Annotated in this window: 19 protein-coding genes; all 19 read left to right on the top strand. The window is 28.6% G+C overall.

Annotated elements, in window-relative coordinates:
• Positions 1-194 precede the first annotated feature (194 nt).
• The 19 genes from yabG (at position 195) to lysS (ending at position 19,204) form a co-directional block, all read left to right on the top strand.
• The gene (gene yabG / locus G3997_RS10220) at positions 195-1,055 is read left to right on the top strand and encodes a sporulation peptidase YabG (RefSeq protein ID WP_296645634.1); all 861 of its coding nucleotides are present in this window, start codon (positions 195-197) and stop codon (positions 1,053-1,055) included.
• Positions 1,056-1,201: 146 nt separating this feature from the next.
• Positions 1,202-1,468, top strand: coding sequence for a Veg family protein (locus tag G3997_RS10215; protein ID WP_296645633.1), 267 nt, complete (start codon positions 1,202-1,204; stop codon positions 1,466-1,468).
• Positions 1,469-1,561: 93 nt separating this feature from the next.
• Positions 1,562-3,112, top strand: a complete 1,551-nt coding sequence (locus tag G3997_RS10210) for a DUF3794 and LysM peptidoglycan-binding domain-containing protein (RefSeq protein WP_296645632.1) — start codon at positions 1,562-1,564, stop codon at positions 3,110-3,112.
• A gap of 175 nt (positions 3,113-3,287) precedes the next feature.
• Entirely contained in the window at positions 3,288-4,169 is an 882-nt protein-coding gene (ispE, locus tag G3997_RS10205) for a 4-(cytidine 5'-diphospho)-2-C-methyl-D-erythritol kinase (protein WP_296645631.1), read from the top strand.
• The gene (locus tag G3997_RS10200) at positions 4,162-4,842 is read left to right on the top strand and encodes a GntR family transcriptional regulator (RefSeq protein ID WP_296645630.1); all 681 of its coding nucleotides are present in this window, start codon (positions 4,162-4,164) and stop codon (positions 4,840-4,842) included. Before ispE ends, G3997_RS10200 begins: the two co-directional genes overlap by 8 nt.
• Before the next feature lie 206 nt (positions 4,843-5,048).
• The gene (gene spoIIR / locus G3997_RS10195) at positions 5,049-5,708 is read left to right on the top strand and encodes a stage II sporulation protein R (protein ID WP_296645629.1); all 660 of its coding nucleotides are present in this window, start codon (positions 5,049-5,051) and stop codon (positions 5,706-5,708) included.
• 25 nt (positions 5,709-5,733) lie between these two features.
• The gene (locus G3997_RS10190) at positions 5,734-6,252 is read left to right on the top strand and encodes a cell wall hydrolase (protein ID WP_296645628.1); all 519 of its coding nucleotides are present in this window, start codon (positions 5,734-5,736) and stop codon (positions 6,250-6,252) included.
• A 140-nt stretch (positions 6,253-6,392) separates the two neighbouring features.
• Positions 6,393-7,460, top strand: a complete 1,068-nt coding sequence (locus G3997_RS10185) for a D-alanine--D-alanine ligase family protein (RefSeq protein WP_296645627.1) — start codon at positions 6,393-6,395, stop codon at positions 7,458-7,460.
• Positions 7,461-7,474: 14 nt separating this feature from the next.
• The gene (murI, locus tag G3997_RS10180; protein ID WP_296645626.1) at positions 7,475-8,275 is read left to right on the top strand and encodes a glutamate racemase; all 801 of its coding nucleotides are present in this window, start codon (positions 7,475-7,477) and stop codon (positions 8,273-8,275) included.
• Positions 8,276-8,345: 70 nt separating this feature from the next.
• Complete coding sequence (locus G3997_RS10175) at positions 8,346-8,762, top strand: DUF1934 domain-containing protein (protein WP_296645625.1); 417 nt, start codon at positions 8,346-8,348, stop codon at positions 8,760-8,762.
• Between the two features lie 174 nt (positions 8,763-8,936).
• On the top strand, positions 8,937-10,322 hold the full coding sequence (tilS, locus tag G3997_RS10170) for a tRNA lysidine(34) synthetase TilS (RefSeq protein WP_296645624.1): 1,386 nt from the start codon (positions 8,937-8,939) through the stop codon (positions 10,320-10,322).
• A 31-nt stretch (positions 10,323-10,353) separates the two neighbouring features.
• Complete coding sequence (gene ftsH, locus G3997_RS10165; protein WP_296645623.1) at positions 10,354-12,318, top strand: ATP-dependent zinc metalloprotease FtsH; 1,965 nt, start codon at positions 10,354-10,356, stop codon at positions 12,316-12,318.
• A 177-nt stretch (positions 12,319-12,495) separates the two neighbouring features.
• Entirely contained in the window at positions 12,496-13,473 is a 978-nt protein-coding gene (locus G3997_RS10160) for a biotin--[acetyl-CoA-carboxylase] ligase (protein WP_296645622.1), read from the top strand.
• The gene (locus G3997_RS10155; protein ID WP_296645621.1) at positions 13,466-14,443 is read left to right on the top strand and encodes a P1 family peptidase; all 978 of its coding nucleotides are present in this window, start codon (positions 13,466-13,468) and stop codon (positions 14,441-14,443) included. The genes G3997_RS10160 and G3997_RS10155 overlap by 8 nt, the downstream gene beginning before the upstream one ends.
• Before the next feature lie 185 nt (positions 14,444-14,628).
• A complete protein-coding gene (locus G3997_RS10150; RefSeq protein ID WP_330616136.1) occupies positions 14,629-15,243 on the top strand; it encodes an ECF transporter S component in 615 nt (204 codons plus the stop codon).
• An 18-nt stretch (positions 15,244-15,261) separates the two neighbouring features.
• Entirely contained in the window at positions 15,262-16,032 is a 771-nt protein-coding gene (locus tag G3997_RS10145) for a type III pantothenate kinase (RefSeq protein WP_296645620.1), read from the top strand.
• Positions 16,033-16,106: 74 nt separating this feature from the next.
• The gene (dusB, locus tag G3997_RS10140; protein ID WP_296645619.1) at positions 16,107-17,081 is read left to right on the top strand and encodes a tRNA dihydrouridine synthase DusB; all 975 of its coding nucleotides are present in this window, start codon (positions 16,107-16,109) and stop codon (positions 17,079-17,081) included.
• A 102-nt stretch (positions 17,082-17,183) separates the two neighbouring features.
• Positions 17,184-17,663 (top strand): transcription elongation factor GreA, encoded by a 480-nt coding sequence (gene greA, locus G3997_RS10135; protein ID WP_296645618.1) that lies wholly within the window; start codon positions 17,184-17,186, stop codon positions 17,661-17,663.
• A gap of 20 nt (positions 17,664-17,683) precedes the next feature.
• Entirely contained in the window at positions 17,684-19,204 is a 1,521-nt protein-coding gene (gene lysS / locus G3997_RS10130) for a lysine--tRNA ligase (RefSeq protein WP_296645617.1), read from the top strand.
• Positions 19,205-19,484: the final 280 nt, after the last annotated feature.

Here is a 19,484-nt window from a genome sequence, read left to right as displayed (position 1 = left end):
CTTAAAGTGATTCGCCGACACGTCGCTCAAGCGAATCGAATTTTTTATTTGTTAAATCTTATTACAGATAGCTATTTTTTTATACTATTAACTGATAAATTTCAACAAAATATATTTTAAATTTATTGTATATGGAACAAAAAAAAAATCGCCACATATTATATAATAAAACAACTTTATCTAGGAGGAAAGTTATGAAAATTGGTGATATAGTAACTAGAAAATCATACAATAAAGATATAGTATTTAGAATAACTGGATTTAATATAGATAATAAAAATGAAAAAATTGCAATTTTAAAAGGTGTAGCATTTAGGGTAATAGCAGATGCATATTTAGATGATTTAGAAATAGTAAAGGTGCCTGATATAAAACAAATATTAATAGACCCTTTTGTAGAAAATTTAATAGATCAATCTGTTAGAAATGCTCAAGATAGAGAAAAAAATATGAGTAGAGTTGCGCCAAAACTTCAAACTAACCCTAATATATATGGAATACCAGGAAAGGTATTGCAAATAGATGGAGATAAGGATTATTTAAAAATATGTTTAGATGTATATACTGAACTTGGAATACCAGCAGTTGGTGTGGCTATACCAGAGGCAAATCAATATAAAGAAGTTCTGTCGCTTTTAGATAAACATAACCCAGATATACTGGTTATAACTGGTCATGATGCATTAACTTCTAGAAAAGGAAATATAACAGATTTAAATAATTATAGAAACTCTTTAAATTTTATAAAGGCAGTTAAACAAGCTCGCAAATGGGAACCTAATTTAGATAATTTGGTTATATTTGCAGGAGCATGTCAGTCTAACTATGAGCAACTGTTAAGAGCAGGAGCTAATTATGCTAGTTCTCCTGGTAGAATAATGATACATGCATTAGATCCTGTATTTGTGGTTGAAAAAATTGCATGTTCAAGAATAGATACTATAGTTCCAATAGAAGAAGTTATAGAACAAACCGTAACTGGTATAAAGGGTATAGGAGGTTCTGAAACAAGAGGTAAATTTAGATGGGCAATGCCAAAATCAATGCTATATTAATAAAAATAAAATATATATAAAATATATATAAAAAACATATTGACTTTTCATGTAAAAATATATAAAATAATTAGTTTGAACATTTGACAAATAAACTTCTTTGTGATATTATGTAAACATACAAACGTTTAAAAGAAGGTGATATTATGGCCACTGTTCAAACTTTAGATAAGATAAGGGAAAGTTTAGAGAGGCATTTAGGTAAAAAGATACTACTTAAGGCTAATAAGGGAAGAAAACAGATTGTTACAAGAAGAGGGATATTAGAAAAAGTCTACCCAAGTGTGTTTGTTGTAAAGCTAGATAGCGAAAATGAAGGATGTTCGAGAGTATCGTATAGTTATTCAGATTTATTAACATCAAATGTAAAATTGCAAGTATTTAAGAATCAAGATAAATTACACGTAAGTTAAAATTATACCTATCAAAAATAGGTGTAATTTTTTTTTTGTTTATTAAATATAAATATAGTGTGATATTTATATTTAATAAATGGGAGGACAAATATGGAACTAATAAAAGATATAATAAAAGTAGATAATAGAATAGACTTTGGGAAGTTTCAAACGTTTATAGAAGCAGAGGCAGTTGTACCTGATAAAAAATCAGATGTGTATGAAATAATAAAAACAGAAGGATACATATCATTAAAGAAAGTAGAACTTGCAGAAGGAAGAATACTTTGCAAAGGTAGTTTTAATTATAATGTAATATATATGACAGATGATAAAACAACAGTTTCAAATATGGATGGAAAAATAGATATAAATGAAGTTATAGAAAAAGATATAATAGTTCCAGATATGGAATATATGATATATCCAGAAGTAGAACATGTAGATTGTACTATAATGAATGAAAGAAAAATAAGAGTAGGAGCTCTTATGAATTTAAGAGGAAGCATATTTGAAAAACAAAGACTTGATATTGTAAAAGATGTATCTCAAGTTGAAGGTGTACAAAAGCACAGAAAAGAAATAAGTTATCAAGATATTATAGGAATAGAAAAGTCAGAAAGTGCAATAAGAGATACTATAACTATAAATACTGAAGAAGTTCAATCAATAATAAGTTTAAGTCCTTATGCAAAGGTAAAAGAAACAAGAGTATCAGATAATAAAGTTATAGTTGGTGGAGTTGTAGAGATAAATCCTTTAGCGTGTACATATGACGGAGAATTAGTTGAACTAGATAAGATAGGAATAGACTTTACACAATTTATAGAGGTTCCAGGAGCATGTGAAGGAATGACAGAAGAGACTTTATTATCTATGGGAGAATTAAATTATGTATTTAAACAAAATAATGAAAGTAATACTGGATTGTTAGAAATAGATTGTACAGTTGGTTGCAAGGTAAAAGTTACTGATGAAATAACAAGAGAAATATTACAAGATGCATATTCTCCTGAAAAAGTAATAAAATTTGACTATAGAACAATGGAAGTAAATAAAACTGTATATTGTGAAACAGAAACATTTGTAGTAAGAGATAGTATAAAAAATAGTAACGATGATATACAAATAAAAGATATAGTAAGTGTTTGCCCTTCTATATCTATAGAAAATTCATATATAGAAGATGGAAAAAGTATAATACAAGGGATAATAAAAGTTGATATACTATATGTTCCTGTAGAAGGTTTAAAAGCTGTTTATAGAATAAGTGAAGAAGTACCTTTTGAGCATGATATAGCAGTGGATAATTTAACTGATACTTGTAGCATATTCAATACAGTTTGTATAGAAAAGATAGATTTTGATTTAAATAGAGATGAAATAGATTTATCAGTAAAAGTAAAAAGATTTATAGAAGCGGTAGATAAAAAGACAGAAAGCTTTATAGTAAAAGGCGAAGATTTAGGTGCTTATGATTTATCTAATGCTCCAAGTATAATAGTATATATATGCAAAGATGGAGATACTCTTTGGAATATAGCTAAGAAATACAATACAACAGAATCTGAAATAGCTGAGTTAAATGACTTAAAATTAGAAGAACCATTAAAATCAGGTAAATGCTTAATATTAGAAAAGAAAGTTGAAATGTGTAATTAATATATAACTATGAAAAYAGTAAATGCTTAATATTAGAAAAGAAAGTTGAAATGTGTAATTAATATATAACTATGAAAATAAAATAATAGGGGCTATAATCCCCTATTATTTTATTTTTTGTAGTATAATATAAATATTAAGCATAGAGTGCATTAGAAATATTAAGGAGGCTAAAATGAAATCAATAGAATTAAAAAGTAGAGCTAAAATAAATTTATCAATAGATGTTCTAGGGAAAAGAGAAGATGGATATCATTTAGTCGAAATGATAATGCAAACCATAGATTTATATGACATTATAAAAATAACAGAAAATGAAATAGATGAAATTAATATAAATAGTAATAGTTTAGATATACCTTTAAATAAAAATAATATTGTTTACAAAGCAGCAAAAGTATTAAAGGATAAATTTAATATAAAAAGTGGTTTAGATATATTTATAGAAAAAAATATTCCAGTAGCAGCAGGTATGGCTGGAGGTAGCTGTAATGCAGCAGCAGTTTTAGTAGGTCTTAATAAACTTTGGAATCTTAATTTATCAGAAAAACAGTTACAAGAAATAGGACTTACACTAGGTGCAGATGTTCCGTTTTGTATATCAGGAAATGCAGCATTAGCACAAGGCATAGGGGAAAAATTAACTTATATTAAAGGATTACCTAAAGATAAAAGTATATTAGTTTGCAAGCCTAATTTATTTGTATCAACAAAAGATGTATATCAAGGATTAGATTTAGATAATATTAAAGATAGACCAGACAATGAATTATTAATAAAATGTTTAGAAAAAGAGGACATAAAATTATTATCAGAAAATATGGTGAATGTATTAGAAACTGTAACAAGTAAAATGCATAATGAAATATCAGATATAGAAAAAATAATGTTAGATAATAATGCATTAGGATCTATGATGAGTGGAAGTGGTCCTACAGTTTTTGGACTTTTTGAAAAACAAGAAGATGCCCTAAAAGGAAAGGGAGAGCTACTTAAGAAATATAACCAAGTTTATGTTGTTAGAAGTAGTGAAAAAGGAGTTGAAATTAATGAATAATTTGACTAGGTTGAATTTAGATGAATATAAGCCGCTAAGGGATGTTGTATTTGAAAATTTAAGAGAAGCTATAGTAGAAGGTAAATTAAAACCTGGACAAAGACTTATGGAAGTTCAATTAGCTGAACAATTAGGAGTAAGTAGAACACCTGTAAGAGAAGCTATTAGAAAACTAGAACTAGAGGGGCTAGTTGTTATGCTTCCAAGAAAAGGTGCTTATGTAGCTGATATGTCTTTAAAAGATATAATAGATGTTTTAGAAATAAGAGCTAGTTTAGAAGGATTAGCAGCTTCCCTTGCAGCTGAAAGAATATCAGATGAAGATATAAAAAAATTAGAATCTATAGTTGATGAATTTAAAGATAGTGTAAATGAGTCAGATGTAGAATATTTACTGAAAAAAGATGTAGAGTTTCATGAGTGTATATTTAAAGCAACAAATAATAAAAAATTACATCAATTAATAAATTCTTTATGGGAACAAGTTTATAGATTTAGATTTACATATGTATCAGATTATGATTCTACTGTAAAAATAATAGAAGAACATAAAATGATATTAGATGCAATAAAAACAGGAGATAGTAAATTAGCTAAAAAATATGCTATGGAACATATTCAAAAAGCTGAAAATTTCATGATAGAAACAACTTCAAAGACTAAAGAATCATAATAAGAAGTATCATTGGTATAAATTAAAATTATTAAATTTAACCGATGATATTTTTTATGTTTAAAAAGGCTCTAAACTCAAAACTAWRANATTTTTTATGTTTAAAAAGGCTCTAAACTCAAAACTAAAAAATATTTTTATAGAAATGTATAAATCAATATAAAATGGAAATACTCAAAATAGTAATATTTTGAGGGGGATTAATAATGATTAATAGAATAAAAATAAGATTAAGTATATTAATTTTGAGTTTAATTGTAGTTATATCAACTATGACAGTATCAATTGGTGGGGAAGTAAAGAAAATAAGTACAGCATCAGAAGATTATAAAAATAAGTTAATAAGATTTCATGTTATAGCAAATAGCGATTCAGATGAAGATCAAAATTTAAAATTAAAAGTAAGAGATGCAGTTATAGATTATTTACAACCAAAGTTAGCACTTTCTAATAGTATAGAGGAAAGTGAAAAAATAATAAAAAGTGAATATGAAGAACTTGAAAATATAAGTAAAGATATTATTTTAGAAAATGGATATGAATATGATGTAAAGGTAGGAATAGATTATAGCCAATTTCCAACTAAACAGTATTCTAATGTAGTTCTTCCTGCGGGAGAATATAAAGCGTTAAGAATAATAATAGGTGAGGGTAGCGGCAAAAACTGGTGGTGCGTTATGTTCCCACCGTTATGCTTTGTAGATGAACAAAAAGGTATTATAGATAAAGAAACAGATGAAAAATTGAGAGAAGTATTAACTGAAGAAGAATATGAGTTAATAACTCAAAGTAATAAAAAACAGGTGAATAGAGTTCAAATAAAATTTAAGATAGTTGAAATATTACAGGATATAATAAATAAATAAGAACATTGAAGGAGTGACAATATTTATGGATAGGTGTTATAAGCTTAAAGTTTTAATATTAGTATTGACTTGTGTGCTTACTCCTACAAAACTAATATATTCCAATGAAATAGATGTAAATTATGATACAAAAGCATCCTCAATTCAAGCTAAAAGTATAAAACAACAGAATAAAGAAGTAATAAATATAACAAATGAAGAATTATTACTTTTATCTAAGTTGGTTACAGGTGAAGCTAGAGGTGAAAGTTATGAAGGACAAGTTGCTGTGGCAGCTGTCGTTATAAATAGAGTAAAAGACCCTAGGTTCCCTAATACAATAAGAGATGTTATATACCAAAAGAATGCATTTTCTGTTGTCAAAGATGGTTCTATAAATATGCAACCTACAGAGTCTGCTTACACGGCAGCACAAGAAGCATTATATGGAAAAGATCCAACAAATAGAGCAATTTACTTTTGGAATCCAGATATAGCTACATGTAAATGGATAAAGACGCTAAATCCATATATGAGGATAGGAAACCACGTATTTGCAAAATAGAAAAATATATAATTAAAATGGCGATATTGGAGCTTTTGCTCCTTTATTTTTTTGTAAAAATAAACTATAATAATCATTTAGATAGCAAAATGCATATAATATTTGATGTGAATAAATATTAGCAGAAAGGTGAACAGATTATGAATAAAATAAATGTGGCTTTAATATTTGGTGGAAAATCAGGTGAACACGAAGTTTCACTATTATCGACAGCTTCGATTTATAAGCATATTAATAAAGATAAATATAATATTTTTACTATAGGAATAACAAAAGATGGAAGATGGATGTTTTATGATGGAGATGAAGAAAACATCAAAAACGGAAATTGGGTTAATTTAGCTAATAAAAATGTTGAAATAAATTTAATACCTTCTGGAAATAAGGAAGTTGGATTAAAATTTGAAGATGGAAGAGTAGAAAAAATAGATGTATTATTCCCTGTTTTACATGGACCATATGGAGAAGATGGTACAATACAAGGATTATTTGAAATAAGTCAAATACCATACGTAGGATGTGGAGTTTTAGCTTCTAGTGTAGGTATGGATAAGCTTATCTGTAAAAAAGTATTCTCAGAGATAGGATTACCACAAGTAAACTATACTGATACAAATAGATGGGAATTTAATAGAAATAAAGAAGAAGAATTAAATAAAATAGAAGAAAAATTAAACTATCCTATATTTGTAAAGCCAGCTAACTTAGGTTCAAGTGTAGGTATATCTAAATCTACAAATAGAGAAGAGCTTTTAGTAGGTATAGAAGAAGCTTTAAAATATGATTCAAGAATAGTTTTAGAGCAAGGTATAGATGCAAGAGAAATAGAAGTTGCTGTTCTTGGAAATGAAGATGTAAAAGCATCTATAGCAGGAGAAATAAAACCAGCTAAAGATTTCTATGACTATGAAGATAAATATATAAATGGTGCGTCAACTTATGAAATACCAGCAAATATAAAATCTGAAGATATGGAAAACATAAGAAAAATGGCAGTAGAAGCCTTTAAAGGAATCGATGGAAAAGGACTTTCAAGAGTAGATTTCTTTATAGATAAAAATTCAGGAGAAATATTTATAAATGAGATAAATACTTTACCTGGTTTTACAAATATAAGTATGTATCCTAAAATGTGGGAAGCTACAGGATTAGAATATTCTAATCTTATAGATAGCATTATAGAGTTAGCGTTAGACTCTAAGAAGTAAAGCAGGTGTTACTAATGAATAATAGACCAATAGGTGTATTTGATTCAGGATTAGGTGGACTTACCGTATTAAAGGAAATAATGAAAATTACACCAAATGAAAATATAGTTTACTTTGGTGATACAGCTAGAGTTCCATATGGACCAAGATCTAAAGAAACTATAATTAAATATACTTTCCAAGCTATAGATTTTTTAATTTCGAAAAATGTAAAGGCTATAGTTATAGCATGTAATACAGCAACAGCTAGAGCATTAAAGGAAGCAAATGAAAAGTATGATATTCCCATACTTGGAGTTATAGAAGCTGGAGCTAGAACAGCAGTATATACAACTAAGAACAAGGTTGTTGGAATAATAGGTACGGATGGAACTATAAGATCGAAAGCATATAATGCAGAAATTTCAAAGCTAGACCCGGAAATTAAGATAGTAGATAAATCATGTCCATTATTTGTTCCTATTGTAGAAGAAGGTTGGGCTAATACAGATATAGCATCATTAACAGCTAAAAGATATTTAGATGATTTAATGAAAGAAGGTATAGACTCTTTAGTGTTAGGATGTACTCATTATCCATTATTAAAGAAAACAATTGGAGAAATTGTTGGAGAAAAAGTCACTTTAGTAAATCCAGCCAAAGAAACAGCAAAGGATTTAAAGAGGATATTAGATGAAAATGACATGCTTAGAGGCGATATAGGTGAAGAACCTAAGTATGAGTATTATGTATCTGATATACCTGAAAAATTTGCTGCTATTGCAGAGGAATTTTTAAAGAAAGAAATAGATGATATAAAAAATGTAAGAATATAAAAATATCAATTCGAGTATAAACTTTGAGCGATTGCTTAAAGTTTATACTTGTTTTAGGGGAGGAATTACTTTGGAAGCAAAATTAAGTATACTTACAAAACAATATGATGAAAATAAAAATACAGATACTATGGAATTAAAGACTATAGGAAAAATATTTGAAAAAAAAGATGATATATATGTAGTTTATGAAGAAATAGAAGATGGAGAAAAAATAACAACTACTATAAAAATATCAGATGATGAAGTTTCTATTAAAAAATTTGGAACTGTTAATTCATTAATGGTTTTCAAAGAAAATTATAAACATGAAACAAGATATAGAACTAATCAAGGTTTATTTATAATTGAAACAGAAACAAATAAATTAGAAATAGATAGAAGTGAAAAAAATTATATAAAATTAAATATAGAATATAATATTAATATATTAGATTTATTTAAAGGTAGAAATGAAATTAATATTTCAATAGAGTATAATATATAATATAGTATACAAATTTTATAAAGGTAGTTAAAATACTACCTTTTGTTTAATTTATTTGGTATTATAATAATTATACAAAGTTTGTAAATTTTAAAATTTACACAAGGGATTATAGTTTTTTTATAGAAAACTATAGATACGAGTTATAAAAAACTAAATGTAAGAGGTATAAATATGGTTTTTGAAAAAGTATTAAGTACTATAGATAAACATAACTTAATAGAAGATGGAGATAAAATTGTATTAGGTATATCTGGAGGACCTGACTCAGTTTGCCTTTTACACATATTGAATAGACTTAAAGAAAAATTAAATATAGAATTATATGTAGCTCATTTGAATCATCAAATAAGAGGAATAGAAGCTCAAAAGGATGCATTATACGTTTCAGATATATGTGAGAAAATGGGTATAACTTATTTTCTAAAATCTATAGATGTTCCTAAATACTGTAAAGACAATGGTATGTCTATTGAAGAAGGAGCAAGAAAGCTTAGATATGAAATGTTTAATGAAATAAAACAAAAAACTAAGTCGAATAAAATAGCTATTGGTCATAACTTAAATGACCAAGCAGAAACAGTACTTATGAGAATAATGAGAGGTACTGGACTTCAGGGACTTAGAGGCATAGAATATGCTAGAGAAAATGGTATAATCAGACCTCTTTTAGATGTAGAAAGAAAAGAAATAGAGGAATATTGTGAAGTACATAATTTAAATCCTAGAATAGATGAGAGTAATTTAGAAAATATTTACACTAGAAATAAAATTAGATTAGAACTTATACCATATATGAAGGATAATTTTAATACTAATTTAATAGAATCTATAGTAAGGATGAGCAATAATTTAAAAACTGATAGTGACTATATTGAATCTGATGCTGAAATAAAGTTTAAGAATATATGCAAAGTTAGTTCTGATTCAGTTGAAGTAGACATAAATAGTTTTAAGAGGTTACATAATGCAATAAAAGTAAGGGTATTAAGAAAAGGTATAAAAGCTATCTTAGGTGATACTAATTTTATAGACCAAAAACATATAGACGATGTAATGGAGCTTGAAAGTGAATCTAAGATTAATAAGATGTTAACTCTTCCAAGAGGTGTATTTGTATATAGAAGAAAAAGTTCTATAATGTTAACTACTACAGAGATAGTAGAGGAGGAAATTGAGTTTTCTTATAATATACCTAGTAATGGATTTGTTAAGATAAAAGAAATAAATTCTATAATTGAAACCCAAACAATGACTATAGATAGATATAAAAGTGGAAAAGTAGACAAAATGTCTAGAGGGTTTGATTTTAACAAGATAAAAGGAGGTATTGTTATACGAAATAGACAGCAAGGAGATAAAATAAAGCTTGCTGGAGGGACTAAAAAACTTAAGGATCTATTTATAGACTTAAAGATACCAAGAGAAGAAAGATGTAAGATACCAGTTGTAGTTGATGAAGAAGGTATATTACAAGTTGGAGAATATAAGTCTAGTGAAAATTATAAAATAGATGAAAATACAAAAGAAGTCTTAAAGATTATCTTTAAGAAACTATAGAATAAAACAACATATGAAAGGAGGGCTTCTTTTGAATAAATTTTTCAAAGGAATAGGTTTCTACCTAGTAATTTTTATAATAATTGTAGGAATAGTTCAATTTTCAGGAGAACCTACACAAAAAGTGGAAACTATGGAGTTTTCAAAAGTATATAGAGAATTAGCTAATGAAAATATATCAAGATTATACTTTATAAATGATACAGCTGTAGAAGGAACAATAAAAGATTCAAATACTAAATTTAGATCTTATGTTCCTGAAGAAATAATGGGAGATACTCTTTCTAAAGAGGTATTAGACCAAGCTAAAGAAGGAAAAATAGTATTTGGTGGAGAAGCTAAACCATCTACACCTTGGTTTGTAGAATTACTACCAACATTACTACTAATATTCTTTATGGTAATAATTTGGTTTGTATTTATGAATCAGTCTCAAGGTGGAGGCGGAAAAGTTATGAACTTTGGTAAATCAAAAGCGAAGGTTCATAAAGATGACGAGAAAACAAGAGTAACATTTAAGGATGTTGCAGGTTTAAATGAAGAAAAAGAAGATTTACAAGAAGTTGTTGATTTCTTAAAAAATCCTAAAAAATACATAGACTTAGGTGCTAGAATACCAAAAGGTATACTTATGGTTGGACCTCCAGGTACAGGTAAAACTTACCTATCAAGAGCTGTAGCAGGAGAAGCAGGAGTACCATTCTTTAGTATAAGTGGTTCTGATTTTGTTGAAATGTTTGTTGGGGTTGGTGCTTCAAGAGTTAGAGATTTATTCGAGCAAGCAAAGAAAAATGCTCCAGCGATAATATTTATAGATGAGATAGATGCTGTTGGTAGAAAAAGAGGAGCAGGTCTTGGCGGTGGCCATGATGAAAGAGAGCAAACTCTTAACCAATTACTTGTTGAAATGGATGGTTTCGGAGTAAACCAAGGTATAATAATAATGGCTGCTACAAATAGACCAGATATATTAGACCCTGCACTACTTAGACCAGGAAGATTTGATAGACAGGTTGTTGTAGGAGCTCCAGATGTAAAAGGTAGAGAGGCTATATTTAAAGTTCACTCAAGAAATAAACCTTTAGCCGATGATGTAAAAATAGAAGTATTAGCAAGAAGAACACCTGGATTTACTCCAGCTGATATAGAAAACTTAATGAATGAGGCAGCAATACTTACTGCTAGAAAAAGAGAAAAGAAAATTCATATGGAAACTATAGAAGAAGCTATAACAAAGGTTATAGCAGGTGTAGCTAAAAAATCTAGAGTTATAAGCGAGCCAGAAAGAAAACTTACAGCTTATCATGAAGCGGGGCATGCAGTTTGTGCGCATGTATTACCTAATGTAAGTCCAGTACATCAAGTTACAATAGTTCCAAGAGGAAGAGCAGGAGGATTCACTATGCAACTTCCAGTTGAAGATAAGTTCTATGCAACTAAAAATGAAATGAAAGAAAATATAGTTGTATTACTTGGAGGTAGAGTAGCTGAGGAATTAACTTTAGATGATATATCTACAGGAGCATCAAATGACTTAGAAAGAGTTTCTTCAACTGCTAGAAATATGGTTACTAAATATGGTATGAGTGAAAAATTAGGACCTATGACATTTGGTGATTCTGATGATGAAGTATTCTTAGGTAATAGCTTGGCAAGTAAGAAAAATTATTCTGAAGAAGTAGCTTATGAAATAGATAAGGAAATTGGAAGAATAGTTGATGAATCTTATAAGCAAACTAAAAAGATATTACAAGATAATATGGATAGATTAGAATACGTAGCTAAAGCATTATTAGTATATGAAACATTAGATGCAGATCAATTTGTAAAAGCGTTTAATAAAGAATTACCATTAGAAGTTTTAGAATTAAAAAAAGATGATAAGATAGAAAATGGTGAAACTTTAGAAAAAAGAGAAACTTTATCTAAAGAATTAAAATTAGATATGGATTTAACTAGAAATAATGAAGATTCAGATAAGACAGATAAAAATTAATATATAAACTAAAAAGAGCCTTTAAAGGCTCTTTTTAGTTTATAAAAGTATATAAATAATTACTGTGTACTAACTTTTATAAATATATGATGTATAATTATTTTATATAAGGATTGTGAATATTGAATAGTATAATTATTTTATATAAGGATTGTGAATATTGAATAGGGGTGGAATATGAGAGGTAAAATAATACAAACTTTATTAGATAATAAAGGTAATTTTATTTCAAGCGAAGCGTTATCAAAAAAACTTGAGATATCTAGTGAAGCTATAAGGGAACATATAGAGGTATTAAAATCAGCAGGGTATAATATTGAAGAAGTAAAGAAAAAAGGATATAAATTAGTAGACGATTTGAATGATTTATTAACGTATAATAATATTTCTAATAAATTAGATACTAAATATATAGGTAGAAGTATAATTCATTTTGATACGATAGACTCTACCAATGATTATGCAAAAAAAGTAGCATTACAAAAGCAAGAAGGAACAGTTATTATTAGTGAGGAGCAGACAAAAGGTAAAGGCAGAATAGGAAGACAGTGGGTATCTAAATCTAGAGAAGGGATTTGGATGAGTATAATATTAAAGCCTAATCTAATACCTCAAAAAGCACCATTCTTAACGTTAATAGCTGGAGCGAGTATAACTAAAGCATTGAATAATTTAGGTGTAGAAACAAATATAAAGTGGCCTAATGATATTATTATAAATAATAAGAAGATAGCAGGTATTCTTACTGAATTATCTGCAGAGATTGATAAAATAAACTATATTGTGCTAGGTATAGGCATAAATGTAAAAACTATTGATTTTTCCCAGGAAATTTCTCATATAGCGACTTCTTTATATAAAGAAGGTCATAAAATATCTAGAGTAGACATAGTTAGAAATATATTAGAAGAATTTGAAAGGCTATATTTACAATATATAAATCATGGCTTAAAAAATGAAACATTAGATATATGTAGGAAACACTCTGCTATTATAGGAAAATATATATACATAATTAGTAATGGAGAAAAAGAGTTAGTTAAGTGTTTAGATATAAACAAAGAGGGGAATCTAGTAATAAAAAATGATGAAAATGTAATAAAAGAAATTATGTCAGGAGAAGTATCTATAAGAGGTGTTGAAGGGTATGTATAACAATTTATTAGACGTTAAAGGTTTAAAAGTAGGACAAATTGAAGATATAGAAGGCTTAACTGGATGTACAGTAGTTATATGTGAAAATGGTGCTGTTTGTGGTGTTGATGTAAGAGGTGGTGGTCCAGGTACACGAGAAACTGATTTATTGAATCCTATAAATATGATTCAAAAAGTGCATGCAGTTGTTTTATCTGGTGGATCTGCATTTGGACTAGAATCTACATGTGGTGTAAGTAGATATCTAGAAGAACATAATATAGGTTTCGATGTGGGTGTTGCTAAGGTACCTATAGTTGTAGGAGCAGTATTATTTGATTTAGCAGTAGGAAATCCAAAGTCTAGACCTGATATAGATATGGGATACACGGCTTGTGAATTAGCAAGTGATACTGTTTTAAATCAAGGAAATTTTGGAGCAGGTTGTGGTGCAACAGTAGGTAAAATAAGAGGAATAGAATATGCTATGAAGGGTGGAATAGGTAGTCATTCGATTAAACTTCCTAATGGATTAGTTGTATCTGCCTTAGTTGCAGTAAATGCTTTTGGAGATGTATATGAAAATGGAAAAGTTATAGCAGGAACTATGGATGATGAAAAGAAAAATATTCTAAATAGCTATGAATTAATGAAAAATGGAGTTAATAAAGGTGGATTTAGTATAGATAATACTACAATTGGAATTGTAGCTACTAATGCAAAATTAGATAAAGCTCAATGTAAAAAAGTATCTCAAATGGCTCATAATGGATATGCAAAAGCCATATTCCCTATACATACACCTCATGATGGAGATACAATATTTACTATATCAACTGGTGAGATTGAAACTGATATTACACTTTTAGGATCATTAGCTACTGAAGTTGTAGAAAAAAGCATAATAAATGCGATAAAAAAAGCAGATTCTATAGGGAAAATAAGTGCATATAAAGATATAGTGACTAATCAAGAATTATTGACAATGTAAATTACTATTGATACAATTATTCTGTTATAGCAGGTATCTGATTTTTTAGAGCTTGACTTTACTATAGCAAAAAATAAATTTCAGAAGTCCGGCATCTTTTATGAGCTGGAACGGGGGTGTACTTTTATAATGAATTTAGAAACATCGAAAATGGAAATTGTGAATGAATCTCGAAAATGGAAATTGTGAATGAATCACCAAAAACTATGAAAGCTAAATCGAGAAAGACGAAAAAATTTGAAGTTAGAAAAATGGCAATAATAGGAGTTTTAGCCGCAATTTCTATTATGTTATCAATGACACCTTTAGGATTTATTCCTATAGGACCGTTAAACTTAACTATAATGCATATACCTGTAATTATAGGCGCAGTATTAGAGGGGCCTTTAGTTGGAATTATAGTAGGACTTATATTTGGAATTACAAGTTTATTAAGAGCCATTACTATGCCTACAATAACTAATTTTGCACTTATAAATCCATTGGTATCTATATTACCAAGAGTACTTATAGGTATAGTGGCTTATTATGTTTATAAACTAACTATTAAACTTACTAAAAATGCTCTTGCATCAGGATGGATAACAGGAGTTATAGGTTCTTTAGTTAACACAGTAGGTGTACTAGGGATGACATATATATTATATGGAGCAAGATATGCTGAAGCTTTAGGTAAAAGCGCATCAGCAGCAAAAACTTTAATATTTACATTAATAGCAACAAATGGAGTACCGGAAGCTATCGTTGGAGGCTTTGTTGTATCGGCCATTTGTGTAGTTTTTAATAAAAGGAAAAGATAGAAGGAAGGTTAAATATATATGCTTTTAGTATTTGATGTTGGAAATACCAATATGGTCTTAGGTCTATATAAAGGTAAAGAACTTATAAAATATTGGAGAATAAATACTGATAAAAATAAAACATCTGATGAATATGGTATTTTAATAAACAACTTATTCCAATATGAAAAGATAGACTTGGATTGTATAGAAGATGTTATAATATCATCTGTAGTTCCAGATGTTATGCATTCTCTTGAGAACTTTTGTAAAAAGTATTGTAAAAAACAACCTAAAGTAGTAGGACCTGGTATAAAAACTGGATTAAATATAAAGTACGATAATCCTAAGCAAGTTGGTGCTGATAGAATAGTTAATGCAGTTGCTTGTGTAGAAAAATATGGGACACCAATTATAGTAGTTGACTTTGGGACAGCTACAACATTCTGTGCTATAACTAATAATTCAGACTATTTAGGTGGAACTATAGCACCGGGATTAAAAATATCTAGTGAAGCATTATTCCAAAGAGCTTCTAAACTACCTAGAATTGAACTAACTAAGCCAGGCTCAGTTATATGCAAAAATACAGTATCAGGTATGCAAGCTGGTGTAATATACGGATATGTAGGATTAGTCGAAAAAATAATAGAAATGATGAAGAAAGAGTTAAACCAAGAGAATGTTAAAGTTATAGCTACAGGAGGTTTATCGACTCTTATTGCTTCAGAAACTAAAAGTATAGATCATGTAGATAGATTTTTAACTTTAGACGGTTTAAGAATCTTACATGAAAAGAATAAAGAATAGAATAGGGGAATTGGGTAATATAATCCAATTCCTTTTTAAATATATATGAATTTTAAATTTAGGAGGAGACAAAAATGAAGATAGGCAACTTAAATTTAGATAATAGAGTTTTTTTATCACCTATGGCGGGGGTAACAGATCTTCCATTTAGATTAATTTGTAAAGAGCAAAACTGTGGGATGTTATACACAGAAATGGTTAACGCAAAAGCTTTATGTTATGATGATCAAAATACTAAGAAGATGTTAAAAATAGAGGAAGAAGAACATCCTGTTGCAATACAAATATTTGGATCAGACCCAGAATATATGGGTGGAGCTGCAAAAATATTAAATTCTTATCCTAATGAAGTATTAGATATAAATATGGGATGTCCAGCACCTAAGGTTGTAAAAAATGGTGATGGTTCTGCTCTTTTAAAAAATCCTGAATTAGCAGCGAAAGTCTTAAGATCTGTAGTAGAGAATTCTGAAAAACCAGTTACTCTTAAAATAAGAAAAGGTTGGGATGATACTTGTATAAATGCAGTGGAAATTGCTAAAATTGCAGAAAATTGTGGAATAAGTGCAATAGCTGTTCATGGAAGAACTAGAGAACAGTATTACTCAGGTAAGGCAGATTGGGATATAATAAGAGAAGTTAAAGAAAATGTAAGTATACCTGTTATAGGTAATGGAGACGTTTTCGAAGTTGAAGATGCAATAAATATGTTAAATAAAACAAATTGTGATGCTATAATGATAGGAAGAGGTGCTCAAGGAAACCCATGGATATTCAAGAGAATAAATCATTATATGCAAACGGGTGAAATATTACCAGAGCCTACATTAGAAGAAAAAATAGATACAGCTATGAAACATCTAAAATTAGCAGTTGAAGAACATGGAGAATATGTTGCGGTAAGAGAGATGAGAAAACATATAGCATGGTACTTAAAAGGACTTAGAAATTCTGCTAGAGTTAGAGATGAAATAAATAAAATTGAAAGCTATGAAGAGGTAGTTAACAAGCTAAAAGGCTATATGCAAGACTGCTTGACATTAGAATAATAGTAATCTATAATATACCGCATAAATTAAAACAAAATATGTAATAATCTAAATAAACTTTGGGAGAAATCCCAAATACATAGTGAAGGAGTTGTAGGGGTTATGGAAGAAAAAAAGGAAATACTTTTAACTCAAGAAGGATATCAAAAATTAGAAGATGAGTTAGAAACATTAAAGACTGTAAGAAGAAGAGAAGTTGCTGATAGAATAAAGGTTGCTATATCTTTCGGAGATATATCAGAAAATGCTGAGTATGATGAAGCTAAGAATGAACAAGCTCAAGTTGAAGAAAGAATAATAAAGTTAGAATCAATGATAAGAAGAGCTGTTATAATAGATGAAAGTAAAATAGATTCAAATGTTGTAACAATAGGTTCAATAGTTAAAGTAAATGATATGGATTTTGAAGAAGAAGTTGAATACACTATAGTTGGTTCAGCAGAAGCAGATCCATATGAAGGAAAAATATCAAATGAATCTCCAGTAGGAAGAGCTCTTTTAGGAAGAACTATAGGAGATGTAGTTGATGTTCAAGTTCCAGATGGAGTAGCTAAATTTGAAATATTAGAAATAAGAAGATAACAAAATTAGGAGGCAAGGCCATGAATAACGATCAAATGAATAATGATCAACTTCAAGAAGATCTTACAGAAGTACTTAGAGTAAGAAGAGATAAATTAGCTAAATTACAAGAAATGGGAAGAGACCCATTCCAAGTTAGTAGATATGATAGAACTAGCAATTCTACAGAAATAAAAGGAAACTTCGAAGAATTCGAAGGTAAAATAGTAAAAATAGCTGGTCGTATAATGAGTAAAAGAATCCAAGGTAAAGCTGGATTTATAGATATACAAGACCAAAATGGAAGAATTCAATGTTATGTTAGATTAGATAGAATAGGTGAAGAAGAGTATTCTATATTCTCTACATATGATATAGGAGACATAATAGGTGTTGAAGGTGAAGTATTCAAGACTAAAAAAGAAGAAATATCAGTAAAAGCTAATGAAGTAGTTTTATTATCTAAATCACTTCAAGTATTACCAGAAAAATATCATGGATTAAAAGACCAAGATTTAAGATATAGACAAAGATATGTAGACTTAATAGTTAATCCAGAAGTTAAGGATGCATTCTTAACAAGAACTAAGGCATTAAAAGCATTAAGATCATACTTAGATGAAAGAGGATTCTTAGAAGTTGAGACTCCTATATTAAATACTATAGCTGGTGGAGCAAATGCTAGACCATTCGTTACTCACCACAATACATTAGATATACCAATGTACATGAGAATCGCTAACGAATTATACTTAAAGAGACTTATAGTTGGTGGATTTGATAAAGTATACGAAATGGGAAGAATGTTCAGAAATGAAGGTATGTCTATAAAGCATAACCCAGAGTATACTGCTATAGAATTATACCAAGCGTATGCAGACTACACAGATATGATGGAAATAACTGAAAATGTTATAGCTCATATGGCAGAAGCTGCTACAGGAAGTATGAAAATAAACTACCAAGGAACTGAAATAGATTTTACACCTCCATGGAGAAGAATGACTATGGAAGAGTGTGTTAAAGAATACACTGGTGTAGATTTCTCTACTATAAATACAGATGAAGAAGCTTTAGCTATAGCTAAAGAAAAAGGAATAGAAATAACTCCTGGAATGAGAAGAGGAGAAGTTATAAATGCATTCTTCGAAGAATTCGGTGAAGATAAATTAATACAACCTACATTTATAACTCATCATCCAGTTGAAGTATCGCCTCTTGCTAAGAGAAATGTAGAAGACCCAAGAAAGACAGATAGATTCGAAGCTTTCGCAAATAGATGGGAATTAGCTAATGCATTCTCTGAGTTAAATGACCCAATAGATCAAAAAGGAAGATTTATGGATCAGTTAAGAAAGAAAGAATTAGGTGATGATGAAGCTTGTGATATGGATGAAGACTTCATAAATGCTTTAGAAGTTGGTTTACCTCCTACAGGTGGTCTTGGAATAGGTATAGATAGAGTTATGATGTTATTAACTAATTCTCCATCTATAAGAGACGTTATATTATTCCCTACAATGAAACCAATAGAAAATAATCAAAATAAAATAGAAGAATAATATTGAAAAGATTGTGCATTACTTACGTATTATGCACAATCTTTTTTTATTTGTAGCTGTTTTATAAAAAGTTAATATTAAAAGTCTATAATTTTAATACAAAATATAAAGGTTAAATATCAAAAACAACATATAAAAATGTAAATAAAATAATTTTGCTGAAAAAAATATATATAAATCATAGTCAGATAGAATAAAAAAGCGAAATTTTTATAAAGGAAATTTGAATAATATTTAAGAATAATAACTAAAATATTAATTTGGGRGAATGGGCTATATA

The sequence above is a fragment of the Romboutsia sp. 13368 genome (assembly GCF_018336475.1).
Lineage (GTDB): Bacteria > Bacillota > Clostridia > Peptostreptococcales > Peptostreptococcaceae > Romboutsia.
This window is presented reverse-complemented; position numbering and strand designations above follow the sequence as displayed.

Coding starts and splice junctions, on each gene's coding strand:
- yabG (WP_296645634.1), top strand. CDS start 195: ATGAAAATTGGTGATATAGTAACTAGAAAATCATACAATAAAGATATA.
- G3997_RS10215 (WP_296645633.1), top strand. CDS start 1,202: ATGGCCACTGTTCAAACTTTAGATAAGATAAGGGAAAGTTTAGAGAGG.
- G3997_RS10210 (WP_296645632.1), top strand. CDS start 1,562: ATGGAACTAATAAAAGATATAATAAAAGTAGATAATAGAATAGACTTT.
- ispE (WP_296645631.1), top strand. CDS start 3,288: ATGAAATCAATAGAATTAAAAAGTAGAGCTAAAATAAATTTATCAATA.
- G3997_RS10200 (WP_296645630.1), top strand. CDS start 4,162: ATGAATAATTTGACTAGGTTGAATTTAGATGAATATAAGCCGCTAAGG.
- spoIIR (WP_296645629.1), top strand. CDS start 5,049: ATGATTAATAGAATAAAAATAAGATTAAGTATATTAATTTTGAGTTTA.
- G3997_RS10190 (WP_296645628.1), top strand. CDS start 5,734: ATGGATAGGTGTTATAAGCTTAAAGTTTTAATATTAGTATTGACTTGT.
- G3997_RS10185 (WP_296645627.1), top strand. CDS start 6,393: ATGAATAAAATAAATGTGGCTTTAATATTTGGTGGAAAATCAGGTGAA.
- murI (WP_296645626.1), top strand. CDS start 7,475: ATGAATAATAGACCAATAGGTGTATTTGATTCAGGATTAGGTGGACTT.
- tilS (WP_296645624.1), top strand. CDS start 8,937: ATGGTTTTTGAAAAAGTATTAAGTACTATAGATAAACATAACTTAATA.
- G3997_RS10160 (WP_296645622.1), top strand. CDS start 12,496: ATGAGAGGTAAAATAATACAAACTTTATTAGATAATAAAGGTAATTTT.
- G3997_RS10155 (WP_296645621.1), top strand. CDS start 13,466: ATGTATAACAATTTATTAGACGTTAAAGGTTTAAAAGTAGGACAAATT.
- G3997_RS10145 (WP_296645620.1), top strand. CDS start 15,262: ATGCTTTTAGTATTTGATGTTGGAAATACCAATATGGTCTTAGGTCTA.
- dusB (WP_296645619.1), top strand. CDS start 16,107: ATGAAGATAGGCAACTTAAATTTAGATAATAGAGTTTTTTTATCACCT.
- greA (WP_296645618.1), top strand. CDS start 17,184: ATGGAAGAAAAAAAGGAAATACTTTTAACTCAAGAAGGATATCAAAAA.
- lysS (WP_296645617.1), top strand. CDS start 17,684: ATGAATAACGATCAAATGAATAATGATCAACTTCAAGAAGATCTTACA.